The sequence below is a fragment of the Pseudophaeobacter flagellatus genome, from assembly GCF_021228235.1.
In the GTDB taxonomy this organism is placed as follows: Bacteria; Pseudomonadota; Alphaproteobacteria; order Rhodobacterales; family Rhodobacteraceae; genus Pseudophaeobacter; species Pseudophaeobacter flagellatus.
Genome location: NZ_JAJQRG010000011.1, coordinates 1 through 18,253 on the forward strand (window position 1 = coordinate 1; position 18,253 = coordinate 18,253).

General features: G+C 60.6%; 15 protein-coding genes. 8 read left to right on the forward strand and 7 right to left on the reverse strand.

Annotated features, from left to right (window positions below; genetic code table 11):
- Window positions 1-137: 137 nt before the first annotated feature.
- On the reverse strand, window positions 138-2,255 hold the full coding sequence (locus tag LRK71_RS17460; RefSeq protein WP_232405253.1) for a molybdopterin-dependent oxidoreductase: 2,118 nt from the start codon (window positions 2,253-2,255) through the stop codon (window positions 138-140).
- Window positions 2,256-2,545: 290 nt separating this feature from the next.
- Here LRK71_RS17460 and LRK71_RS17465 point away from each other — a divergent pair, with 290 nt between their 5' ends.
- From LRK71_RS17465 to hutC, 7 genes are all read left to right on the forward strand, one after another.
- Complete coding sequence (locus LRK71_RS17465) at window positions 2,546-3,730, forward strand: GAF domain-containing protein (protein ID WP_232405254.1); 1,185 nt, start codon at window positions 2,546-2,548, stop codon at window positions 3,728-3,730.
- A 412-nt stretch (window positions 3,731-4,142) separates the two neighbouring features.
- Window positions 4,143-4,667, forward strand: coding sequence for a hypothetical protein (locus tag LRK71_RS17470; RefSeq protein WP_232405255.1), 525 nt, complete (start codon window positions 4,143-4,145; stop codon window positions 4,665-4,667).
- A gap of 167 nt (window positions 4,668-4,834) precedes the next feature.
- On the forward strand, window positions 4,835-5,983 hold the full coding sequence (locus LRK71_RS17475; protein WP_232405256.1) for an amidohydrolase: 1,149 nt from the start codon (window positions 4,835-4,837) through the stop codon (window positions 5,981-5,983).
- On the forward strand, window positions 5,983-7,176 hold the full coding sequence (locus tag LRK71_RS17480) for a diaminopropionate ammonia-lyase (RefSeq protein ID WP_232405257.1): 1,194 nt from the start codon (window positions 5,983-5,985) through the stop codon (window positions 7,174-7,176). Before LRK71_RS17475 ends, LRK71_RS17480 begins: the two co-directional genes overlap by 1 nt.
- Window positions 7,166-8,335, forward strand: a complete 1,170-nt coding sequence (locus LRK71_RS17485) for a M24 family metallopeptidase (protein ID WP_232405258.1) — start codon at window positions 7,166-7,168, stop codon at window positions 8,333-8,335. Before LRK71_RS17480 ends, LRK71_RS17485 begins: the two co-directional genes overlap by 11 nt.
- Window positions 8,336-8,437: 102 nt before the next feature.
- Entirely contained in the window at window positions 8,438-8,887 is a 450-nt protein-coding gene (locus tag LRK71_RS17490) for an Lrp/AsnC family transcriptional regulator (protein ID WP_232405259.1), read from the forward strand.
- Window positions 8,888-8,970: 83 nt separating this feature from the next.
- Entirely contained in the window at window positions 8,971-9,660 is a 690-nt protein-coding gene (hutC, locus tag LRK71_RS17495; RefSeq protein WP_232405260.1) for a histidine utilization transcriptional repressor HutC, read from the forward strand.
- A gap of 90 nt (window positions 9,661-9,750) precedes the next feature.
- Here the strand turns inward: hutC and hutU are convergent, their stop codons facing one another.
- From hutU to hutI, 4 genes are read right to left on the reverse strand one after another with little or no spacing between them, the layout of a single operon-like run.
- Window positions 9,751-11,433: a urocanate hydratase gene (hutU, locus tag LRK71_RS17500; RefSeq protein WP_232405261.1), complete on the reverse strand. Its 1,683-nt coding sequence runs from the start codon at window positions 11,431-11,433 to the stop codon at window positions 9,751-9,753.
- A complete protein-coding gene (gene hutG, locus LRK71_RS17505; RefSeq protein ID WP_232405262.1) occupies window positions 11,430-12,233 on the reverse strand; it encodes an N-formylglutamate deformylase in 804 nt (267 codons plus the stop codon). The genes hutU and hutG overlap by 4 nt, the downstream gene beginning before the upstream one ends.
- Window positions 12,230-13,768, reverse strand: a complete 1,539-nt coding sequence (hutH, locus tag LRK71_RS17510) for a histidine ammonia-lyase (RefSeq protein WP_232405263.1) — start codon at window positions 13,766-13,768, stop codon at window positions 12,230-12,232. Before hutH ends, hutG begins: the two co-directional genes overlap by 4 nt.
- Window positions 13,765-14,976 carry an imidazolonepropionase gene (hutI, locus tag LRK71_RS17515; RefSeq protein ID WP_232405264.1) on the reverse strand — a complete coding sequence of 404 codons (1,212 nt, stop codon included), beginning with the start codon at window positions 14,974-14,976 and terminating at the stop codon, window positions 13,765-13,767. The genes hutH and hutI overlap by 4 nt, the downstream gene beginning before the upstream one ends.
- An 83-nt stretch (window positions 14,977-15,059) precedes the next feature.
- On the opposite strand from hutI, the gene LRK71_RS17520 reads away from it, so the two are divergent.
- Window positions 15,060-16,436 carry a formimidoylglutamate deiminase gene (locus LRK71_RS17520; RefSeq protein WP_232405265.1) on the forward strand — a complete coding sequence of 459 codons (1,377 nt, stop codon included), beginning with the start codon at window positions 15,060-15,062 and terminating at the stop codon, window positions 16,434-16,436.
- A gap of 26 nt (window positions 16,437-16,462) precedes the next feature.
- Here the strand turns inward: LRK71_RS17520 and modC are convergent, their stop codons facing one another.
- Window positions 16,463-17,560, reverse strand: coding sequence for a molybdenum ABC transporter ATP-binding protein (modC, locus tag LRK71_RS17525; RefSeq protein ID WP_232405266.1), 1,098 nt, complete (start codon window positions 17,558-17,560; stop codon window positions 16,463-16,465).
- Window positions 17,560-18,252, reverse strand: coding sequence for a molybdate ABC transporter permease subunit (gene modB, locus LRK71_RS17530; RefSeq protein WP_232405267.1), 693 nt, complete (start codon window positions 18,250-18,252; stop codon window positions 17,560-17,562). The genes modC and modB overlap by 1 nt, the downstream gene beginning before the upstream one ends.
- Window position 18,253: the final 1 nt, after the last annotated feature.

Sequence of the window (18,253 nt, forward strand, 5' to 3'; positions counted from 1 at the left end):
AAAAAACCCGCAAACCTCACCTAAATACCGCCCAGAACCCTTGCCACAAACCACAAACATCCCAAACCAGCACTTACCCACAACATTACCCACAGACTCACTCCCGAGTCGCGCCAAACATGCACCAAACCAAACCGCTAGCCGGCGGCGCGGGCCAAGGGCTTTTGCGGGGTAATGCGCACTGGCACCCCGTTAAAGGCGGCATTGCCGCTGATCGGGTCGATACGGCTATCATCGGTCAGGTCATTGATCGACACGGTCTGAACCTGGGTGGCGGTATTCAACCGTCCCTGACGTTGGCCCCAGCCCTGCGGAATGGAGACCACCCCCGGAGCGATGTCCTCGCTGATCTCGATGGGCAGGCAGGCCTTGCCGGTGGCGCTGTCAATCTGGACCTCTTGCGACTCGACCAGGTCCAGGCGCACCGCATCTGTGGGGTTGATCTGCAGGGTGCAGCGATTGCGGCCCTTGACCAGCCGAGGGCTGTTTTGCGTCCAACTGTTATGACTGCGCACCTGACGGCGACCGATCATCACCAAGGGGAACTCTGCGCTGACCGGGCGTTCAAACGCAAGCAGCCGCGGCAGATCATCTAGGAAGACCTGCGGTGCCAGCGCCAGCCGACCATCTGGGGTTTCCAGACGCGCGGCGATATTGGGCACCAACGGACCCAGATCGACCGACCCCGCCGGTGCGTTCTGCAGCGCTGCAAGCGAGGCCGCCTCTGGATGGTGCCCCTGCGACAGCAAAGCCTCAAGCATCTGGGTGGGAGACGGGCCGATCCGGTTGGACCCCGAGAGCCGTGCCGCCAGCCGGGCGATCACTTCCCATTCCTGCGGGTTGCCATTGGGTGGCGCAAAGATTGGTGGCGCATAGGCGGCAGTATTGTGCACGGCAAAACTGTGGAACACCATGTCATAGATGTCTTCTTCCAGCGCCACAGAGGCGGGCAGGATTAAATCGGCATGGCGGGTGGTGTCATTTATATGCAGGTCGATCGAGACCATGAAATCCAGCTGCGCCAAGGCGCGGTCAATACGCGGCCCATTGGGTGCAGTCAGCACCGGATTACCCGCCACCGTGACCAGCGCCCGGATCTGGCCTTCACCTGGGGTTTCCATTTCCTCGGCCATGACCGAGACCGGGAATTCGCCATTATACAGGGGCTGCTGCGACACCCGCGAACGTTTTTCAGGGTATTTGCGCCGCTGACCCTTGCGGCTGCTCATACCGACATAATCCAGTGCCGGGGTGGTGAACATCGCCCCCCCCGGACGATCAAAATTGCCGGTAATTATATTAAGCACATTATTGGCCCACTGGCACAGGCCACCGAAGCTCTGGGTTGAGGCCCCCATACGGGCATAGCACACCGCCGATTTGGCCTTGGCAAAATCATAGGCCAGGCTGCGGATCGTGGCAGCGGCAATGCCGGTGTGCTGCGCCGCAAGATCAGCGGTAAAGGGGCGCACTGCAGCCTTCAGGACCACAAGCCCATCGGTGATATCCTTCAGCGCGCCCAGATCCGCCAACCCCTGAGCAAAGACTTCGTGGATCAGCGCCAGCAGCAAGAAGGCGTCGGTTTCGGGCTGAATGAACAGGTGCTCACCTGCGCGCGTGGCGGTTTCGGTACGGCGCGGATCAACCACCACCACCCGGCCGCCACGGGCCTTGATTTCATCCATGCGCTTACCAAAGCCGGGCGCCGTCATCATCGACCCATTAGAAACCACCGGATTGCCGCCCAGGATCAACATCAGATCGGTACGCGCCAGATCCGGCACCGGGATCAGCATCGGATGCCCCAGCATATGAACCGAGGCCACGTGATGCGGGATCTGGTCCGCCGTCGCCGAGGAATAGCGATTGCGGGTGCCAAGCGCCTTGACCAGCCCCGGCAGGTTTAGCAGATTGCCGAATTTATGCGCATTTGGATTACCCAGATAAACGCCAACCCCATTATTTCCATGAACATCCTGCACCGCGCGCAGGCGCTCTGCGGCAAAGTCGAAGGCCTCTTCCCAGCTGATCGGAACAAAGCTGCCATCAACCTTTTTCAGCGGCTGGGTCACCCGGTCGGGATCGATGCGGAAATCCTGCAGGGCGATGGCCTTGGGGCAGATATGCCCACGCGACAGCGGATCCGCCGGATTGGGCTTGATCGCATGCACCCTGTCTTCATCATGGGTGATCACCAACCCGCACATGGCCTCGCAGATATTGCAGGTTCGGTACTGGGTTTTCAGGTCGCTCATGGTTGCCTCCGGCTGGATCATCTGTTTCATGGCCTAGAATACAGAGCCTAGCCGACCGTTCCCGCCCTTTGCAGGGTGTTATTTTGCTGCTTTGCCGTCAGGACCAAACGTAACTTTGCACAGCCCAGATCAAAATCCCGCAATTTTACCCCCTGTTCCGATCCAAACCCAGGCAAAAGCCTGTCAAACACCATCAAGGATATGTAAACTAAATATGAAGAATTTTCGGGTTTGCTACGACTCCGACGAGTGACCGATTTTTCTTGTGGCAGGTGCAGGGCGATAAAACGATGACCACACAGGAACAAGACACTCTCGGGCAAGGGGGTGCCGACGAACTCCTTATCCTTGCAACCTCGACCGGGCGCAGTTTCATGCAGTTTTTTGTCGAAACCCTGGCCGATTGCTTTGGTGCCGATATCGTCTCTATCGGGGAACTGATGGTGATGGAGGACGACCGGTTCAACGTCCTTGCCGGCTATATGAATGGCGCAGCCATTACCGACTTTTCCTATCAGTCCTGCGTGACCCCCTGCTGCAATGTGGTCAACACCTCGCAGCCCCATGTGCTCTTGTGTGATGCTCAGGCGGCCTACCCGGACGACGAAATCTTTATCGAACAACAGATCCAAAGCTATGTCGCCATGCCGCTAACAAGCCCAGAAGGCGAATCCATTGGCGTGATCCAGGCCTCTTGGCGGCGTGAACTTGACCAGCAAGAAGCCGATAACGTCATTGAAATCATGGGAATGTTCGTTAGTCGGCTCAGCGCAGAGCTGGTGACGCTACATGCGATGCGCATTCTGTCGGCCCTGGCAGAAGGCCCCGACCGCACCGATAATCTCGGCACGTTGAGCTTGCTGTGCGAACAAATGCAAACCGCCCTGAAGGTGCGCGCAGCCTTTATCGCCGAACGCATTTCCGACGATGAAAGCCATTTCCGCGTCCTGGCCTTTTGCCAGGATGGCAAGCCGATCACTGAATCGGAAGGCCAGAAAGTTGCCTATCACATCGGCCCCTGTGCGCGGCTCAAGGAACAGGATATCGTACTGACCCATGGCCCGCTGCCGCAGATGTTCCCAAATCAAGCGCCCCGCCCAGGCAGCGAACCGGCGGATAGCCTTACCTCTTATCTGGGGCTGAATATTCGCAATGAAGCCGACCAGGTCATTGGTCATCTTGCGCTGCAACATGACCGCGATCTGATGGACAAAAGCCTAGAATCGGACCTGTTCAAACTGCTTTCATCGCGAGTGACATCGGAACTGCGCAAATACCAGGCGGAACAGCAAGCCGAGCGCATACCGCAGGCCGCGCAGGACATACCAAAGCAGGTTATGAACGGGATCCACCAAAAGCTGGACCTGATGCACGGACGTCTTGCCGATCTAGCTGCACAGAAAACCGATGTTCCCAACAGCGAATTGCAGATCCTGCAGGCAGAAGTGACCGCGATGCAAAAACTGCTGCGCTAACGCCCTATCCCGCTGCCATCTTTCGATAAAGACCTACCCGGCCTGGCACTCTGCGAGAGCCTTCGCGCCGCCGCCCGGGGCGAGGTATTTATAGTCCTTTCGGTCATCTGTATCTACCCGCGCTCGCCCCTCAAGGCCAACCCTCTGGACTGGGCCGCCGGGATCGGCGTCGGGCTGCTATGGGTATTGACCGACAGTACCACAGCAATACCTGCGACGGGTTATCGCGTTCTGCGGATTGTACTCCGACTGATTGGCACCGTTCTTCTGGTGCCCCCGAACCCATCTCATTGAAAATTATTGTCAAGTTAGAAGCAAGAGCCCGACTTTCGCCACAACCCACCCACAACCGATGCATTTCGATTGCTTAGCCCTGTTCTCGACCAAAGACGTTACTGCGAGGACACCCGAAATGGACCATCGAGAAAATGCAGCAATCCCAGCCGCAAAATCCGGACCCACCAGAGGTATCAAAACCTATCTGCTAAATCTTGGCGAAGCGATTGCGACCCTCGCGCTCGTGGCTCTGACCTTGCTCAGCCCGGCGGAGCCTGCTGCAGCGACGGGTCAGCCCCCCTATGTTGTTCGCGATGATCGTGGCGGTTTTCTGCGAGAGCGCCTGATAGAGCTGCGCGAGCTGCGCGCCTCGGGGCGGCAGGTCGAAATCCGTGGAAGGGTTTGTTATTCAACCTGTACCCTGCTGCTAAGCCTGCCCAATACCTGCATTTCGCCACGAACCCAGTTTGGGTTTCATGGGCCCTCTGAAAGTGGTCACCCCCTCTCGCCAGAGAAATTCGACTATTACTCCCACATTATTGCCCAGCACTACCCAGCGAAACTGAACCAATGGTATATGCAGACGGGGCGCAAGCGCATCAAACGCCTGTTCAAGATCAAAGGCAGCGAAATTATCCGCATGGGTGTGCCCGCCTGCTGAGAGACCGCACCTCGGCAACCGCAATAGGTAAGGCCAGGCCCAGGGCTGGTGCCGAAAAAGATCACCAAACAACCAAAACAAGATTATATTCCGCATAGCATAGTGCATCTTTGATGCCCCTCTTTGGTGATTTTGACTAAAGTGCAAAACCAGCAGAGGGATTTGCCATGACCACATTTCACAATCGCCTGACGGCCCTGCGGCGCCAGCTGCATCAGCAGCCCGAACTGGGCTTTCAGGAACAGCGTACCAAAGCCCTTGTGGCGCAGCGGCTGCGGGATCTGAACCTGGAAGTGCATGAAGGCATCGGCGTCATTGGGTTACTTCGATCCGGCACCGGCAATCGCGCCATCGGGTTGCGGGCCGATATGGATGCCCTGCCGATCCAAGAGATCAGCCGCCATGACTACGTCTCGCAGTGTCCCGGTGTGATGCATGCCTGCGGTCACGATGGGCATATGGCTATGGCGCTTGGGGCGGCAGAAAAGCTGGCGGCAGATCCGGATTTTGACGGCACCGTGGTGTTCATCTTTCAGCCCAACGAAGAACACGGGCTGGGCGCGCGCGCTATGCTTGACGCCGGCCTGCTGGATCAGTTTCCGATGCAAGAGGTCTATGCCATCCACAATCTGCCCGGTGCCCCGCTGGGTCAGGTGGCAACCCGTGTCGGGCAAATCTGCGCCAGCGAGAGCCTGTTTGAAATCACCCTGCACGGTCAGGGCGGTCACGCCTCGATGCCGCATGTCGGGATTGAGGTGCTGAGCCTGGGTGCCGAACTGGTCATGGCGCTGCAGACCATCGTTTCGCGCAAGCTGCATCCGGCGGCTGGGGCGGTGGTCTCGGTCACCGAATTCATCACCGATGGGCAGCGCAATGTCCTGCCCGGGCAGGTCACGCTCAAAGGCGACGTGCGTGCCCGCCTGCCGACCGACCGCCAGGCGCTGGAACACTTTATCCGCCAGATCAGCACCGGCCTGGCCGCCGCCCATGGCGCCCAGGTCGAAATCAGCTTTGACACCGAGTTCATCGAAACCCTGAATGCGCCAGAGCCGGTACAGGCCCTGGTTCGGGTGGCGCAGGCGCAGGGCTTGGAGACCCTGGCTGACTGCCCCCCGATGACCTTCTCTGAGGATTTTGCCCATTTCACCGCCGCTGTGCCAGGGTGCTTTTTCCTGCTGGGCAATGGCACCGATGGGCCACATGGTCAGCCGCTTCATGCGGCAGACTATGATTTTAACGATGCGCTATTGCCGCTCGGGGCCGAGCTTTGGGCCGCCCTGGTGCGCGATCGCCTTCCCAAGCGAAAGACCGCGTGATGTCAGACCTGCTTCCCTTTGCCAAACTGGACCACTTTACCGCGACGAAACAGCCAGGTGATGCCGCCGTCCGGGTGATCACACCTCAGGATTTTGCCGCCGCCCGCACGGAGATTTCCCAGTGGCCCGGCTACAGTGCGACGCCGCTGGTATCTCTGGCGTCCTTGGCCACCAGAATCGGCGTCGGAGCGGTGCTTTACAAGGACGAAGGTCCGCGGTTTGGGCTGGGCAGTTTCAAGGCGCTTGGCGGGTCTTATGCGGCTCTGCGGGTGTTGCAGCGCGAAATTTCAGCCCGGCTGGGCCATGCAGTCACGCTGGCGGATATTCGCAAAGGCCAATACCGCGAAGAGGCCGCGAAAATCACCTTGGTATCGGCCACCGACGGCAATCACGGGCGCTCGCTCGCTTGGGGCTGCCAGCGTTTTGGCGCGCCCTGCCGAATTTATATTCACGCCGAGGTCAGCGCGGGTCGCGCGGCGGCGATGCATGATCTGGGCGCCGAAGTAATCCGCATTGATGGCGATTATGACGCCTCGGTCTTGCTCGCGAAACAGGACGCAGCAAAAAACGGCTGGTTTGTGGTCTCCGACACCTCATGGGAGGGCTATTCAGAACCGCCCCGCGATGTGATGGCCGGCTATGGCGTTATGGTGCAAGAGATCTGTGATGCACTGAAACAGCCGCCCACCCATGTGTTCTTGCAGGGTGGGGTTGGAGGACTAGCGGCCGGGGTTGCCGCAGGCCTGCGCCAGCACTGGGGCGCGCAGTCGCCACGGGTGGTCATAGTTGAACCCGCCTTGGCCGCTTGCCTCATTGCCAGTGGCCGCGCCGGTCAGTCGACCAATTTTGCCATTAAAGAGGAAACCCTGATGGCTGGCCTGTCCTGCGGCGAGCCATCTCCCATGGCCTGGCAGATCCTGTCCGAGGAAGCCGCCGATTTCCTGACAATTCCGGATAGCCTGGTGGCCCCTTCTGTGCGGCTTCTGGCCCGCCCACTGCCGGGGGATCCCAGCATCGAAGCCGGTGAAAGCGCGGTTGCAGGGCTTGCAGCATTGATTGCTGCCTGCGCCGATCCTGCGCTGGCGCAGCAGTTGGGGCTAGCAAGCGACTCGCGGGTCTTGCTGATCGGCTCTGAAGGTGTCACCGACCCCGAAATCTTTGACCGGATCATGGCGGGCAGCGATGTTGCATAACCCGCCAGAGCGCGGCTTTGCCCAGGCTGAATTTGCCGCCCGCACCCAAAAGGCACAGGCGTTGATGTTGGCGCAGGGTCTCGACGGCCTGCTGCTGCTGTCCGAACCAGAAGTGCGCTATTTCAGCGGCTTTCACACCCTGTTCTGGCAAAGCCCGACGCGCCCCTGGTTTCTGTTTGTACCCGCCACCGGCAAGCCCATCGCGGTGATCCCTGAAATTGGTGCCGCCCTGATGCGTCAAACCTGGGTCGACGACATTCGCAGCTGGAGCGCCCCTGCCCCGCAGGACGATGGCATCACCCTGTTGCAAGAGCTTCTGGCACCACTGGCGCAACGGCGCGGTCGCCTCGGGATCCTGACCGGGCACGAAACCGCCTGGCGAATGCCGCTGGCAGACTGGCAGCGGCTGCTGACCTGCCTGCCGGGACTGGAACTGGCAGATGCCACCGGGCTGGTGCAAGGCCTGCGCATGGTCAAGTCCAAGGCCGAGATCGCCAAGCTGTCCCATATCTGCGCCATCGGATCTGCAACCTTTGCTAAAGTGCCGGAACTGGTTGCGCAGGGCATGCCCTTGGAAGAAGCCTTTCGGGCCTTTCGCTGCGCCGGGCTGGCGCAGGGGGCAGATGATCTACCCTATCTGGTCGGCGGTGCCGGGCCGGGCGGCTACGTTGATGTGATCTCGCCACCGGGACGCCGCGCCCTGCAAGACGGCGATATCCTGATGCTGGACACTGGTGCCAGCTGGGATGGCTACTTCTGCGATTTTGACCGAAATTTTGCGATTGGCTCTGCCGATGACGCGGCCCGCCGCGCCTATGATGTACTGTGGCGCGCCACCGAGGCAGGGCTGGCGGCGGCCAGACCGGGTAACAGCTTTTGCGATCTGTTCCAGGCTATGCAGCGCGTCATTGCCGAGCTGGACCAGCAGGGCGGCGACATCGGGCGGCTGGGGCACGGGCTGGGAATGCAGCTGACCGAACAGCCCTCTATCGCTGCGTTTGAGCACAGCAGGCTGAAGCCAGGCATGGTGCTGACGCTGGAGCCTTCGCTAGGGTACGGTGATGGGCTAATCATGGTACATGAGGAAAATATCGTCATCACCGATCAGGGGGCAAGGCTGCTCAGCCAGCGCGCCGCGCCCGAGCTGCCAGTAATTTAGCCGGGAATTTGGTCGATCTTACAGGGGCCAAGCAGAGCATTGGGCCTGGACGGGCTAGATATTCAGCTTGTCCTTTGTCGGGGTTCCACGCTTTATCTGCATATGGATGACAAAGATCTCAAGATACTGAAACAGGTCCAGCGCAATGCCCGCCTGACCGCAGAGGCGCTGAGCGCCGAGTTAGGCCTATCGCCAGCGGCCGTGCAAAAACGGCTGAAACGGCTGCGCGAGACCGGGGTGATCGAACGCGAAATCGCGGTGCTATCTGCTGCCAAGCTTCGCCGCGAGATGACGGTGATTGTCGAAGTGATACTGGAGCGCGAAAGCCGCCAGCATCTGGATGCATTCAAACAGCGCATGCGGGCGTCACCGCAGGTACAGCAGTGCTATTACGCCACTGGCGCCGCCGATTTCATCCTGATTGTCGTGGTCCAGGATATCACTGAATATCAGGCGTTTACCCAAGAACACTTCTTTGATGAATCAAATGTCAGCCGGTTCAACAGCTCGGTGGTGATGGAACGGGTCAAAGTCTCGCTTGATGTGCTATAGGCCACCCCCGGGGCCTGTTGGCTCATGGCTATACTCTTAGACAAAACCGCCTTATGATTGTGCTTAATCAGGAGCAGAGTCACATGAAGGCTACATTCAGAGACGTCAAATCGGACATCATGGCTAAAATCACCTCTGGTGAATGGGAGCCAGGCAGGCTGCTGCCCAATGAGATGGATCTGGCCGAAATCTATGGCTGCGCCCGGGCCACCGTCAACCGCGCGATGCGTGAATTGGCCGATGAAGGCGTGGTCGAACGCCGCCGCAAAGCTGGCACCCGCGTGCGGATGGCACCGCTGCGCCAGGCACGGTTTTCCATCCCCATCGTGCGGGTCGAGATCGAAGAGCAAAATTCCACATACCGCTATGCGCTGGTCAGCCAGGAAGTTGCGGCGGCACCGCAGTGGCTGCGCGCCCGGTTGCAGCTGGCGGCCGATTGCCCGGTTCTAAGCCTGACCTGTATGCATTATGCAGATGGCGCACCCTATCAGTTCGAAGAACGCTGGATCAGCCTTGGCCTGCTGCCACAGGCCCAAGAGGCTGATTTTTCCGAAATCGGGCCAAATGAGTGGCTCGTGTCAACCGTGCCGTTTTCGGATGCCGAGATTGCCTTTTCGGCGACAGCAGCAACGCCGGACCTAGCGGATCACTTGGGCTGCGCGCAGGGGGCGGCGCTATTCACGGTTGAACGCTCTACCTGGCTGAAAGGCGAAGCCATCACCTTTGTCCGCCAGAGCTTCCGTCCCGGTCACCGTATGACCTCGCGCTATTAGGCAGGTGCCAAGCGCGCGGATCATGGCCGCGCTTGGGGGGGGCAGCAGGGGGTGGCAACGGGTCCGATTGAACCCGTTGCCGCTGGTGTTTTACTTCAAGATGCCAGGCAAGCGCAGATTGTGCACGCGGGCGCATTCCTTGGCCTCTTCATAACCCGCATCAGCATGGCGCATGACGCCCGAAGCCGGGTCGTTCCACAGCACACGCTCCAGCCGCTTGGCCGCCGCATCGGTTCCATCGGCGCAGATCACCACACCGGAATGCTGGGAAAAGCCCATGCCAACGCCGCCACCATGGTGCAGCGACACCCAGGTCGCGCCCGAAGCCGTATTGGTCAGGGCATTTAGCAGCGGCCAATCCGAAACCGCGTCAGAACCATCCATCATGGCTTCGGTTTCGCGGTTGGGCGAGGCCACCGAACCAGAATCCAAATGGTCACGGCCAATGACAACCGGCGCGCTCAGCTCGCCGTTCTTGACCATCTCATTAAAGGCAAGCCCGGCCCGATGGCGATCGCCCAGACCAATCCAGCAGATCCGCGCCGGCAGGCCCTGAAAGGCAATGCGCTCATCCGCCATGTCCAGCCAGTTGTGTAGATGGGTGTTCTCGGGGAACAGCTCTTTCATCTTGGCGTCAGTCTTGCGAATGTCTTCGGGATCACCAGACAGCGCCACCCAGCGGAAGGGACCAATACCCCGACAGAACAGTGGCCGGATATAGGCGGGGACAAAGCCGGGGAAATCAAAGGCGTTTTCCAGCCCTTCTTCCAGCGCCATTTGGCGAATGTTATTGCCATAGTCCACGGTGGGAACACCCATGGCATGGAATTTGCACATCGCATCCACCTGCACGCGCATGCTGGCGCGGGCGGCTTTTTCGACGGCTTTCTTGTCGGTCTCGCGCTTTTCCTTCCACTCGCCCATGGTCCAGCCCTGCGGCAGATAACCGTTCACCGGGTCGTGGGCCGAGGTCTGATCGGTGACGATATCGGGGCGGATGCCCCCTGCTTCGGCGCGGGCCAGCAGCTCTGGGAAGATATCGGCGGCATTGCCCAGCAGGCCAACGGATTTAGCCTCGCCTGCCTTGGTCCAGCGCTCGATCATTGCCAGCGCTTCGTCCAGGGTTTCAGCCTTTTCATCCAGGTAGCGGGTGCGCAGGCGGAAATCGAGGCTATCGGGATTGCATTCCACAGCCAAACAGCAAGCGCCGGCCATGACAGCCGCCAAAGGCTGAGCACCGCCCATGCCGCCAAGGCCACCGGTCAGAACCCATTTGCCTGTCAGATCGCCATCATAGTGCTGGCGCCCAGCTTCGGCGAAGGTTTCATAGGTACCCTGCACGATGCCCTGGGTTCCGATGTAGATCCACGAGCCTGCGGTCATCTGACCGTACATCATCAGACCTTTTTTATCGAGCTCGTTGAAGTGATCCCAGTTGGCCCAATGCGGCACCAGGTTGGAGTTGGCAATCAGTACCCGCGGTGCATCCGCATGGGTTTTAACGATGGCGACCGGCTTGCCAGATTGCACCAGCAGGGTTTCATCGTCTTCCAGGTCTTTCAAGCTGTCAACGATGAGGTCGAAATCATCCCAGGTACGCGCGGCGCGGCCGATACCACCATAGACCACCAGCTCATGCGGGTTTTCGGCCACATCCGGGTGCAGGTTGTTCATCAGCATCCGCATCGCCGCTTCGGTCTGCCAGCTTTTCGCGGTGATCTCGGATCCTGTGGGCGGATAGATATCACGGGTATTCTTGCGGGGATCGGTCATGTTGTACCTCCGGTCTGAGGAGCCCAGTCAGCCAGGCTGTTGAGTATATGTTTCAGGTGAACACGCAGGCGGCTGGCCTTGGTCTGGTCATAGGTCCAGGGCGCAGCCTCGGCGCTAAGATAGGTGGATTGCGCCAGTTCCATCTGGATGGCGTGCAGCCCTTCGTCCGGCAGCCCATAGTGGCGGGTGGTCCAGCCGCCCTTGAAGCGACCATTCAATACCGAGCTGTAGCCTGCAGCCTCGGCGCAGATCCCGGTGACAATCTGTTCGATGCCGGGATCACAGGTGGCGCCCAGATTGGTACCGGTGTTGAAATCCGGCAGAGTGCCATCAAACAGAAACGGGATATTCCCCCGGATCGAATGGCAATCATAGAGAATAGCAAAGCCGTGCAGATCCCGCACCCGCATCAGCTCGGCCTCCAGCGCGGCATGATAGGGCTCGTGAAAAGCGTCTCGGCGGGCGTCAATCTCGGCGGAGCTGGGGGGCTGATCCCAAATATCATGGCCATCAAAATCCGTCAGCGGCACCAGCGTCGTGGTGTTTTGCCCCGGATAGAGCGAACGTCCCGAAGGGTCGCGATTGGCATCAATCACATAGCGATGAAAGGTGGCACGTACCGTAGTGGCCTGGGGTACAAGCCCTTCATAAAGCTGGTGAATATGCCAATCTGTATCATCCAGCCCCCGCCCCCGTGGGTTTAGTTTAGCCAGGATATCGGCAGGCACATGGGTGCCAGTATGCGGCAGGCCCAGCACCAGGGGGCTGTCGCCCCGATGGATTTCAACTGGATCAATCATGCAGAGAGCTCCGGCATGGGGACATCGGTGCAGCGGGCGATAGCGCCGCTGGTGATCAGCGCCGAGGCGGCTTCGATGTCGGGGGCAGTATAACGGTCATCGCCCAGGGGTGAGACCTGCGCGCGCAGCTGTGCCATGACCTGCGACAGCGCCGGGCTGGTTGCCAGGGGCGCGCGGAACTCGACACCCTGCGTCGCGCAGAGCAGCTCTACCCCGAGGATGCGTTCCAGGTTCTGCAGCATCTGCCCAAGGCGGCGCGCGCCATGGGCCGCCATCGACACGTGGTCTTCCTGATTGGCCGATGTTGGCGTGCTGTCGGTGACACAGGGGTTGGCCAGATGCTTGTTTTCGCTCATCAATGCGGCGGTCGTCACTTCGGCGATCATGTAGCCCGAATTCAGGCCGGGGTTTGGCGTCAGGAAGGGCGGCAGATCGTGGCTCAGCACCGGGTCGACAATCAGGGCGATGCGGCGCTGCGCAATCGCGCCGATCTCGGCAATTGCCAAGGCAATCATGTCAGCGGCAAAACCGACAGGCTCGGCGTGGAAGTTCCCCCCGGAAACGATCAAGTCAGCGCCCACCAGCACCAGCGGATTGTCGGTGGCAGCATTGGCTTCGATCTCAAGCGTCTGCGCCGCCTGACGCAACACATCCATCGCCGCGCCGACAACCTGCGGCTGGCAACGAATGCAATAGGGATCCTGCACCCGGGCGTCATCCTCGCGGTGGCTTTCACGGATGACCGATCCCTCCAGCAAGGCGCGCATGGTGGCGCCGGCCTCGATCTGGCCCCGATGGCCGCGCAGCGTATGGATTTCGGGTTGCAGCGGCGCGGTGGACCCCATGATGGCATCAGTGGTCAGCGCCGAGGTCACCAGCGCGCTTTGGGCAGCGGCCCAGGTGCCAAACAACCCGGCCAGGCCAAACGCAGTGGAAAATTGGGTGCCGTTGATCAGCGCCAGCCCTTCTTTGGGGCCAAACTCAATCGGAGTCAGACCGGCGGCGGCCAGGGCCTCAGCGCCGGGCATGATCTCGCCGTTATACTCGGCCTCGGCAGCGCCCATCATCACAGCGGCCATATGCGATAGCGGTGCCAAATCCCCCGAAGCCCCAACCGAACCCTGGGCGGGAATAACCGGGGTGACGCCCGCCTCCAGCATGGCCTCCAGCAGATCGACGACCTCTAGCCGCACGCCCGAGGCACCGCGCCCCAGGCTCAGCAGTTTGAGCACCATCATCAAGCGCGCGTGGCCACGTGGGATGGCCGGACCGACGCCACAGCAATGGCTGAGAATCAGATTACGCTGCAGCGTGGCAGTGTCCTGCGCCGCGATCTTGACGCTGGCCAATTTACCAAAGCCAGTGTTCACGCCGTAAACTGCGGCATTGCCGGCGGCGGCCGCGGCGATGCGGCTCTGGGCAAGTTCAATGGCGGGGCGGCAGGCTGCATCCAGGCGCACGGGGCATTCTGTGCGAAACACATGTTCCAACTCTGCTAGGGAAACATTGCCGGGGGTCAGGGTTACTGTGGTCACTTGGAACCTCCAAAAATGCGGTCATGAAGCGGGTTAAAGCCGATGCGATAGGCCAGTTCAGCCGGGTGGCTGACATCCCAGATGGCAAGATCAGCGCGCCGACCAACAGTGAGGGTGCCGCAATCGGTCAGGCCAAGGGCACGGGCGGCATGGGATGTGACGCCGCGCAGAGCCTCCTCCGGGGTCATGCGGAACAGGGTGCAGCCCATGTTCATCGTCAGCAACAAAGAGGTCATCGGCGCAGAGCCGGGATTGCAATCCGTTGCTAACGCCATCGGCACACCCGCCGCGCGCAGCGCCGCGATAGGCGGTGCCTGGGTTTCGCGCAGGGTGTAGAATGCGCCGGGCAGAATAGTGGCAACGGTGCCCGCTGCGGCCAGGGCCTCTACGCCATCTTGATCCAGATATTCGATATGATCCGCCGAGAGCGCGCCATATCCCGCCGCCAACTTCGCCCCGCCAAGGTTCGACAGTTGCTCGGCATGCAGCTTCACTGGCAGGCCCATCTCTTGGGCAACATCAAAGACTAGCGCGATCTGATCCGGGGAAAAGGCGATGCCTTCGCAGAACCCATCGACAGCGTCGACCAGCCCCTCCTCATGCGCCGCACGCAGGGTGGGGATGCAGACATCGGTGATATAGGCATCCGGGCGGTCGCTATACTCCGCCGGGATTGCATGGGCACCAAGGAAGCTGGTCACCACCCGAATGGGACGGTGTTGCGGCAGGGCACGGGCGGCGCGCAGCATGTTCAGCTCGGTCTCGCGGTCCAGCCCATAACCGGATTTCACTTCGATGGTACTGACCCCTTCGGCCAGCATGGCATCAACCCGGGGCAGCGCCTGGGCGATCAGCGCATCAACGCTGGCGGCGCGGGTCGCAGCGACGGTGGAAACAATACCGCCACCGGCACGGGCCACCTCTTCGTAGCTGGCCCCGTTCAGCCGCAGCTCAAACTCTGCGGCACGGTTGCCGCCGTGCACAACATGGGTGTGGCAATCAATCAGCGCCGGCGTCACCAGCCGGTTCCCCAGATCAGTTTTGGGCAGATCAGCATAGCGCGTCGGCAGCTCTGCCTCGGCACCGATCCAGGCGATCTTGCCATCGACCAGGGCAATCGCTGCCGCCTCTATCAGACCATACGGCACTGCCGTCTCGCCCATGGTTGCAGCGCGAAGCGCGACTAAAACTTGATTGACGTCCTGCATATCTGCCTCACCAATTCTGCATTTCCCTCTTTTCTGGTACAAATCAATATGCCATATGTCTAGACATAAAATGAGGACGTGACATGACCGTGATCTTTGCAAACCGAGCTCTTCTGGCAACTGGCTGGGTACAAAACACCCGGCTGACCCTGCGCGATGGTGCGATTAGCGCCATTGAAACGGGGGTCAAACCACAGGCCGGAGATCAGCGTGTCGATACGGTTTTGCCGGCGCTGGCCAATCTGCACAGCCACAGTTTTCAGCGCGCCATGGCCGGGATGACGGAATACCGTAAGGCCGGGCGTGATAGCTTTTGGACCTGGCGCGACCTGATGTACCGCTTTACCGCGCATCTGACCCCAGAGCAGATCGAAGCCATCGCGGCGCTAGTGTTCTTGGAGATGCAGGAAGCAGGCTATGCCTCGGTTGGAGAATTCCACTATCTGCACCACCAGAAATCTGGCAGTCCCTATGATAATCTCAGCGAACATTCCGACCGGATCATGGCGGCTGCCCAGCTCAGCGGTATTGGCCTGACCCATCTGCCGGTGCTGTACAGCTATGCGGGCGTTGGCAAACAGCCGCTGGAACCGGGTCAGATGCGCTTTGGCAATGATGTGGACCGTTTCTGCCAACTGGTCGATCAGGCCCGCGCCCATGCCAAAGCCACCCTGCCCGCAGATTGCCGGGTTGGTATCGCGCCGCATTCGTTGCGTGCCACCGCGCCCGATGATCTGGTGGCTGTTCTGGCCGCCCAGGGCAATACTTCGAATCCGGTGCATATCCATATCGCGGAACAACCCAAAGAAGTGCAGGAGGTGCGGGCAGGTCTGGGCGCACGCCCGGTAGAGTGGCTGTTGGACAATGCGCCGGTTGATCAAAACTGGTGCCTGATCCACGCCACCCATATGACCGAGCCTGAGACCCGTGCGATGGCCGGTTCTGGCGCGGTGGCGGGGCTGTGCCCGGTGACCGAAGCCAACCTTGGCGATGGCCCTTTCAACGGCCCAACCTACCTAGAGGCCGGCGGTGCCTTTGGGGTTGGGTCGGATTCGAATGTGCTGATTTCGCTCACCGAAGAGCTGCGCACCTTGGAATATTCCCAGCGCCTGCGCGATCTATCGCGCAATGTGCTTGTGCAGGGCGAAGGGTCGGTTGGCCATGCACTTTATTCCGGGGCAGCCCAGGGCGGTGCCCAGGCGCTGGGGCGTACGGCCGGGACCATCGCGCCGGGCCAACTGGCAGATCTGGTTGCGATCGACAGCAATCATCCCTCGCTCTGTGCGCTTGGCCAAGATCAATTGTTGGACGGGCTGGTCTTTGCGGCCAAGGATCATGTGGTCACCGACCTGTGGTCTGCCGGACGGCACTGTGTTCAGGCAGGGCGCCATATCGCACGGGATCAAATCCTGACCCGGTATCGCAGCGCCATGGCAGAGCTGCTTGCAGCAATTGACTAGTCGCCCCCTCCCCCGCCGCCCTGGGGCTATGGGGCAGCAGCCGCGCTGCTGCTCACATCGCTGCGGGCAATGGCAACAGATTTGACCACCGCATAGCAGTGGCTACCCGGCGCCAGTTCCAGCACCTTGGCTGATCGGCGTGTGATACGGGCCAACACCCGGCCCGCATCGGTTTTTAACGATACCATTGCGCCAGGGCCGCTGCCACTGCGGATATTTTCCACCTCTGCGGGCAGAATGTTAAGCGCGGACAGGCCTTCGGGTTTTTGCCGGGACAGAATAACATCCTGGGCTAGAATACGCAGACGCAGCAGGCAGCCCGGAGCCTGTGGCACCTGTGGCAAAAACAGGGAAATACCGCCAGCCGACAGCTCGCTCAGCCCATCGGGATGGTGGCGCAGCAACCGCGCTTCGAGCAGAGCACCAGCCGCCCGCACCCCGGTTGGCATCACCTGCGCATCCCCCAGAACCTCGGCGGCGCTGCCCTGACACTGCACCCGGCCATCCTTCAGCACCACAACAGAGGTGGCCAGTCTGGCAACCTCGGCGGCGGAATGGCTGACATAGAGAACCGGGATTTTCACCTCGTCGCGCAGCCGTTCAAAATAGGGCATAATCTCTTCCTTGCGGGCGGCGTCCAGCGCCGCCAGAGGCTCATCCGCGAGGATCATATCGGGCGCAGAGAGCAACGCGCGGCCAATGGCAACCCTCTGCTTTTCGCCGCCCGATAGACCGCTCGGTCGCCGCTCTAGCAAGGGCGCGATGCCCAGCATTGCAATAATCCGGTCAAAATCTTCCCGCGCCGCGCCTTTTGGCGCGAACCAACGGCCAAACAACAGGTTCTGGCGAACGTTCAGATGGGGGAACAAGCGGCCTTCTTGAAAGATATAGCCAATGCGGCGACGGTGCGGCGGCAACCAGATCCCGCGCTCCAGATCAAACAACACCCGGTCATGCAGCGCCACCCGCCCGCTCTCGGGGCGGTGCAATCCGGCCACTGCGTTGACAACAGTGGTTTTTCCCGCGCCTGATCCACCAAACAGCACGGTCACACCCGTGGGCGCCTGAAAGCGGACATCCAGGGTAAACCCCGGCAATTGCTGCACCAGATCGACCTCAAGCATCACGCGCCTCCGATCCGTTTGCTGACCCGGCGTGCCAAGACTTCCGACAAGACCAACGTACCCATGGCCACCACAACAGAAACAGCCACCAGTCGCAGCGCCGCAGATTCACCGCCGGGCTGCTGCAAGAAGGCATAGATCGCCGAGGGCAGCGTCTGCGTCTGGCCCGGAATATTCGAGACAAATGTAATGGTGGCGCCGAACTCTCCCATGGCCTTGGCAAAGGCCAGGATGCCCCCCGCCAGGATGCCCGGCAGGATCAGCGGCAGGGTCACGCTGACAAAGACCCAGAACCGGCTGGCGCCCAGGGTCGCGGCGGCCTCTTCCAGTTTGGGATCAACCGCTTCGATCGACAAGCGGATGGCCCGCACCATCAAAGGGAAGCCCATGATGGCAGCCGCCAACGCCGCGCCGGTCCATTGAAAGGCGAACACAATGCCGATCTGCTGTAGCGCACTGCCGACCGCGCTTTGCGGGCCAAAGATCAAAAGCAGCAGATAGCCCGTCACCACCGGCGGCAGGATCAGCGGCAAATGCACCAACCCATTGAGCAGGTGTTTGCCGGGGAAATGCCAGCGCGCCAACGCATAGGCGGCGAAGATACCAAAGGGCAGCGTCAAGAGGCTGGCCCAGATCGAAACCTTGAGAGACAGCGCCACCGCCTGCCATTCCTCGGGGCCAAGCCAGCTCATG

Excerpts from the sequence above, each read along its gene's own strand:
- LRK71_RS17490 (WP_232405259.1), top strand. The coding sequence starts at position 8,438 with ATGGATGACAAAGATCTCAAGATACTGAAACAGGTCCAGCGCAATGCC.
- LRK71_RS17475 (WP_232405256.1), top strand. The coding sequence starts at position 4,835 with ATGACCACATTTCACAATCGCCTGACGGCCCTGCGGCGCCAGCTGCAT.
- LRK71_RS17460 (WP_232405253.1), bottom strand. The coding sequence starts at position 2,255 with ATGAGCGACCTGAAAACCCAGTACCGAACCTGCAATATCTGCGAGGCC.
- LRK71_RS17480 (WP_232405257.1), top strand. The coding sequence starts at position 5,983 with ATGTCAGACCTGCTTCCCTTTGCCAAACTGGACCACTTTACCGCGACG.
- LRK71_RS17485 (WP_232405258.1), top strand. The coding sequence starts at position 7,166 with ATGTTGCATAACCCGCCAGAGCGCGGCTTTGCCCAGGCTGAATTTGCC.
- LRK71_RS17465 (WP_232405254.1), top strand. The coding sequence starts at position 2,546 with ATGACCACACAGGAACAAGACACTCTCGGGCAAGGGGGTGCCGACGAA.
- hutU (WP_232405261.1), bottom strand. The coding sequence starts at position 11,433 with ATGACCGATCCCCGCAAGAATACCCGTGATATCTATCCGCCCACAGGA.
- LRK71_RS17520 (WP_232405265.1), top strand. The coding sequence starts at position 15,060 with ATGACCGTGATCTTTGCAAACCGAGCTCTTCTGGCAACTGGCTGGGTA.
- LRK71_RS17470 (WP_232405255.1), top strand. The coding sequence starts at position 4,143 with ATGGACCATCGAGAAAATGCAGCAATCCCAGCCGCAAAATCCGGACCC.
- modB (WP_232405267.1), bottom strand. The coding sequence starts at position 18,252 with ATGAGCTGGCTTGGCCCCGAGGAATGGCAGGCGGTGGCGCTGTCTCTC.
- modC (WP_232405266.1), bottom strand. The coding sequence starts at position 17,560 with ATGCTTGAGGTCGATCTGGTGCAGCAATTGCCGGGGTTTACCCTGGAT.
- hutC (WP_232405260.1), top strand. The coding sequence starts at position 8,971 with ATGAAGGCTACATTCAGAGACGTCAAATCGGACATCATGGCTAAAATC.
- hutI (WP_232405264.1), bottom strand. The coding sequence starts at position 14,976 with ATGCAGGACGTCAATCAAGTTTTAGTCGCGCTTCGCGCTGCAACCATG.
- hutG (WP_232405262.1), bottom strand. The coding sequence starts at position 12,233 with ATGATTGATCCAGTTGAAATCCATCGGGGCGACAGCCCCCTGGTGCTG.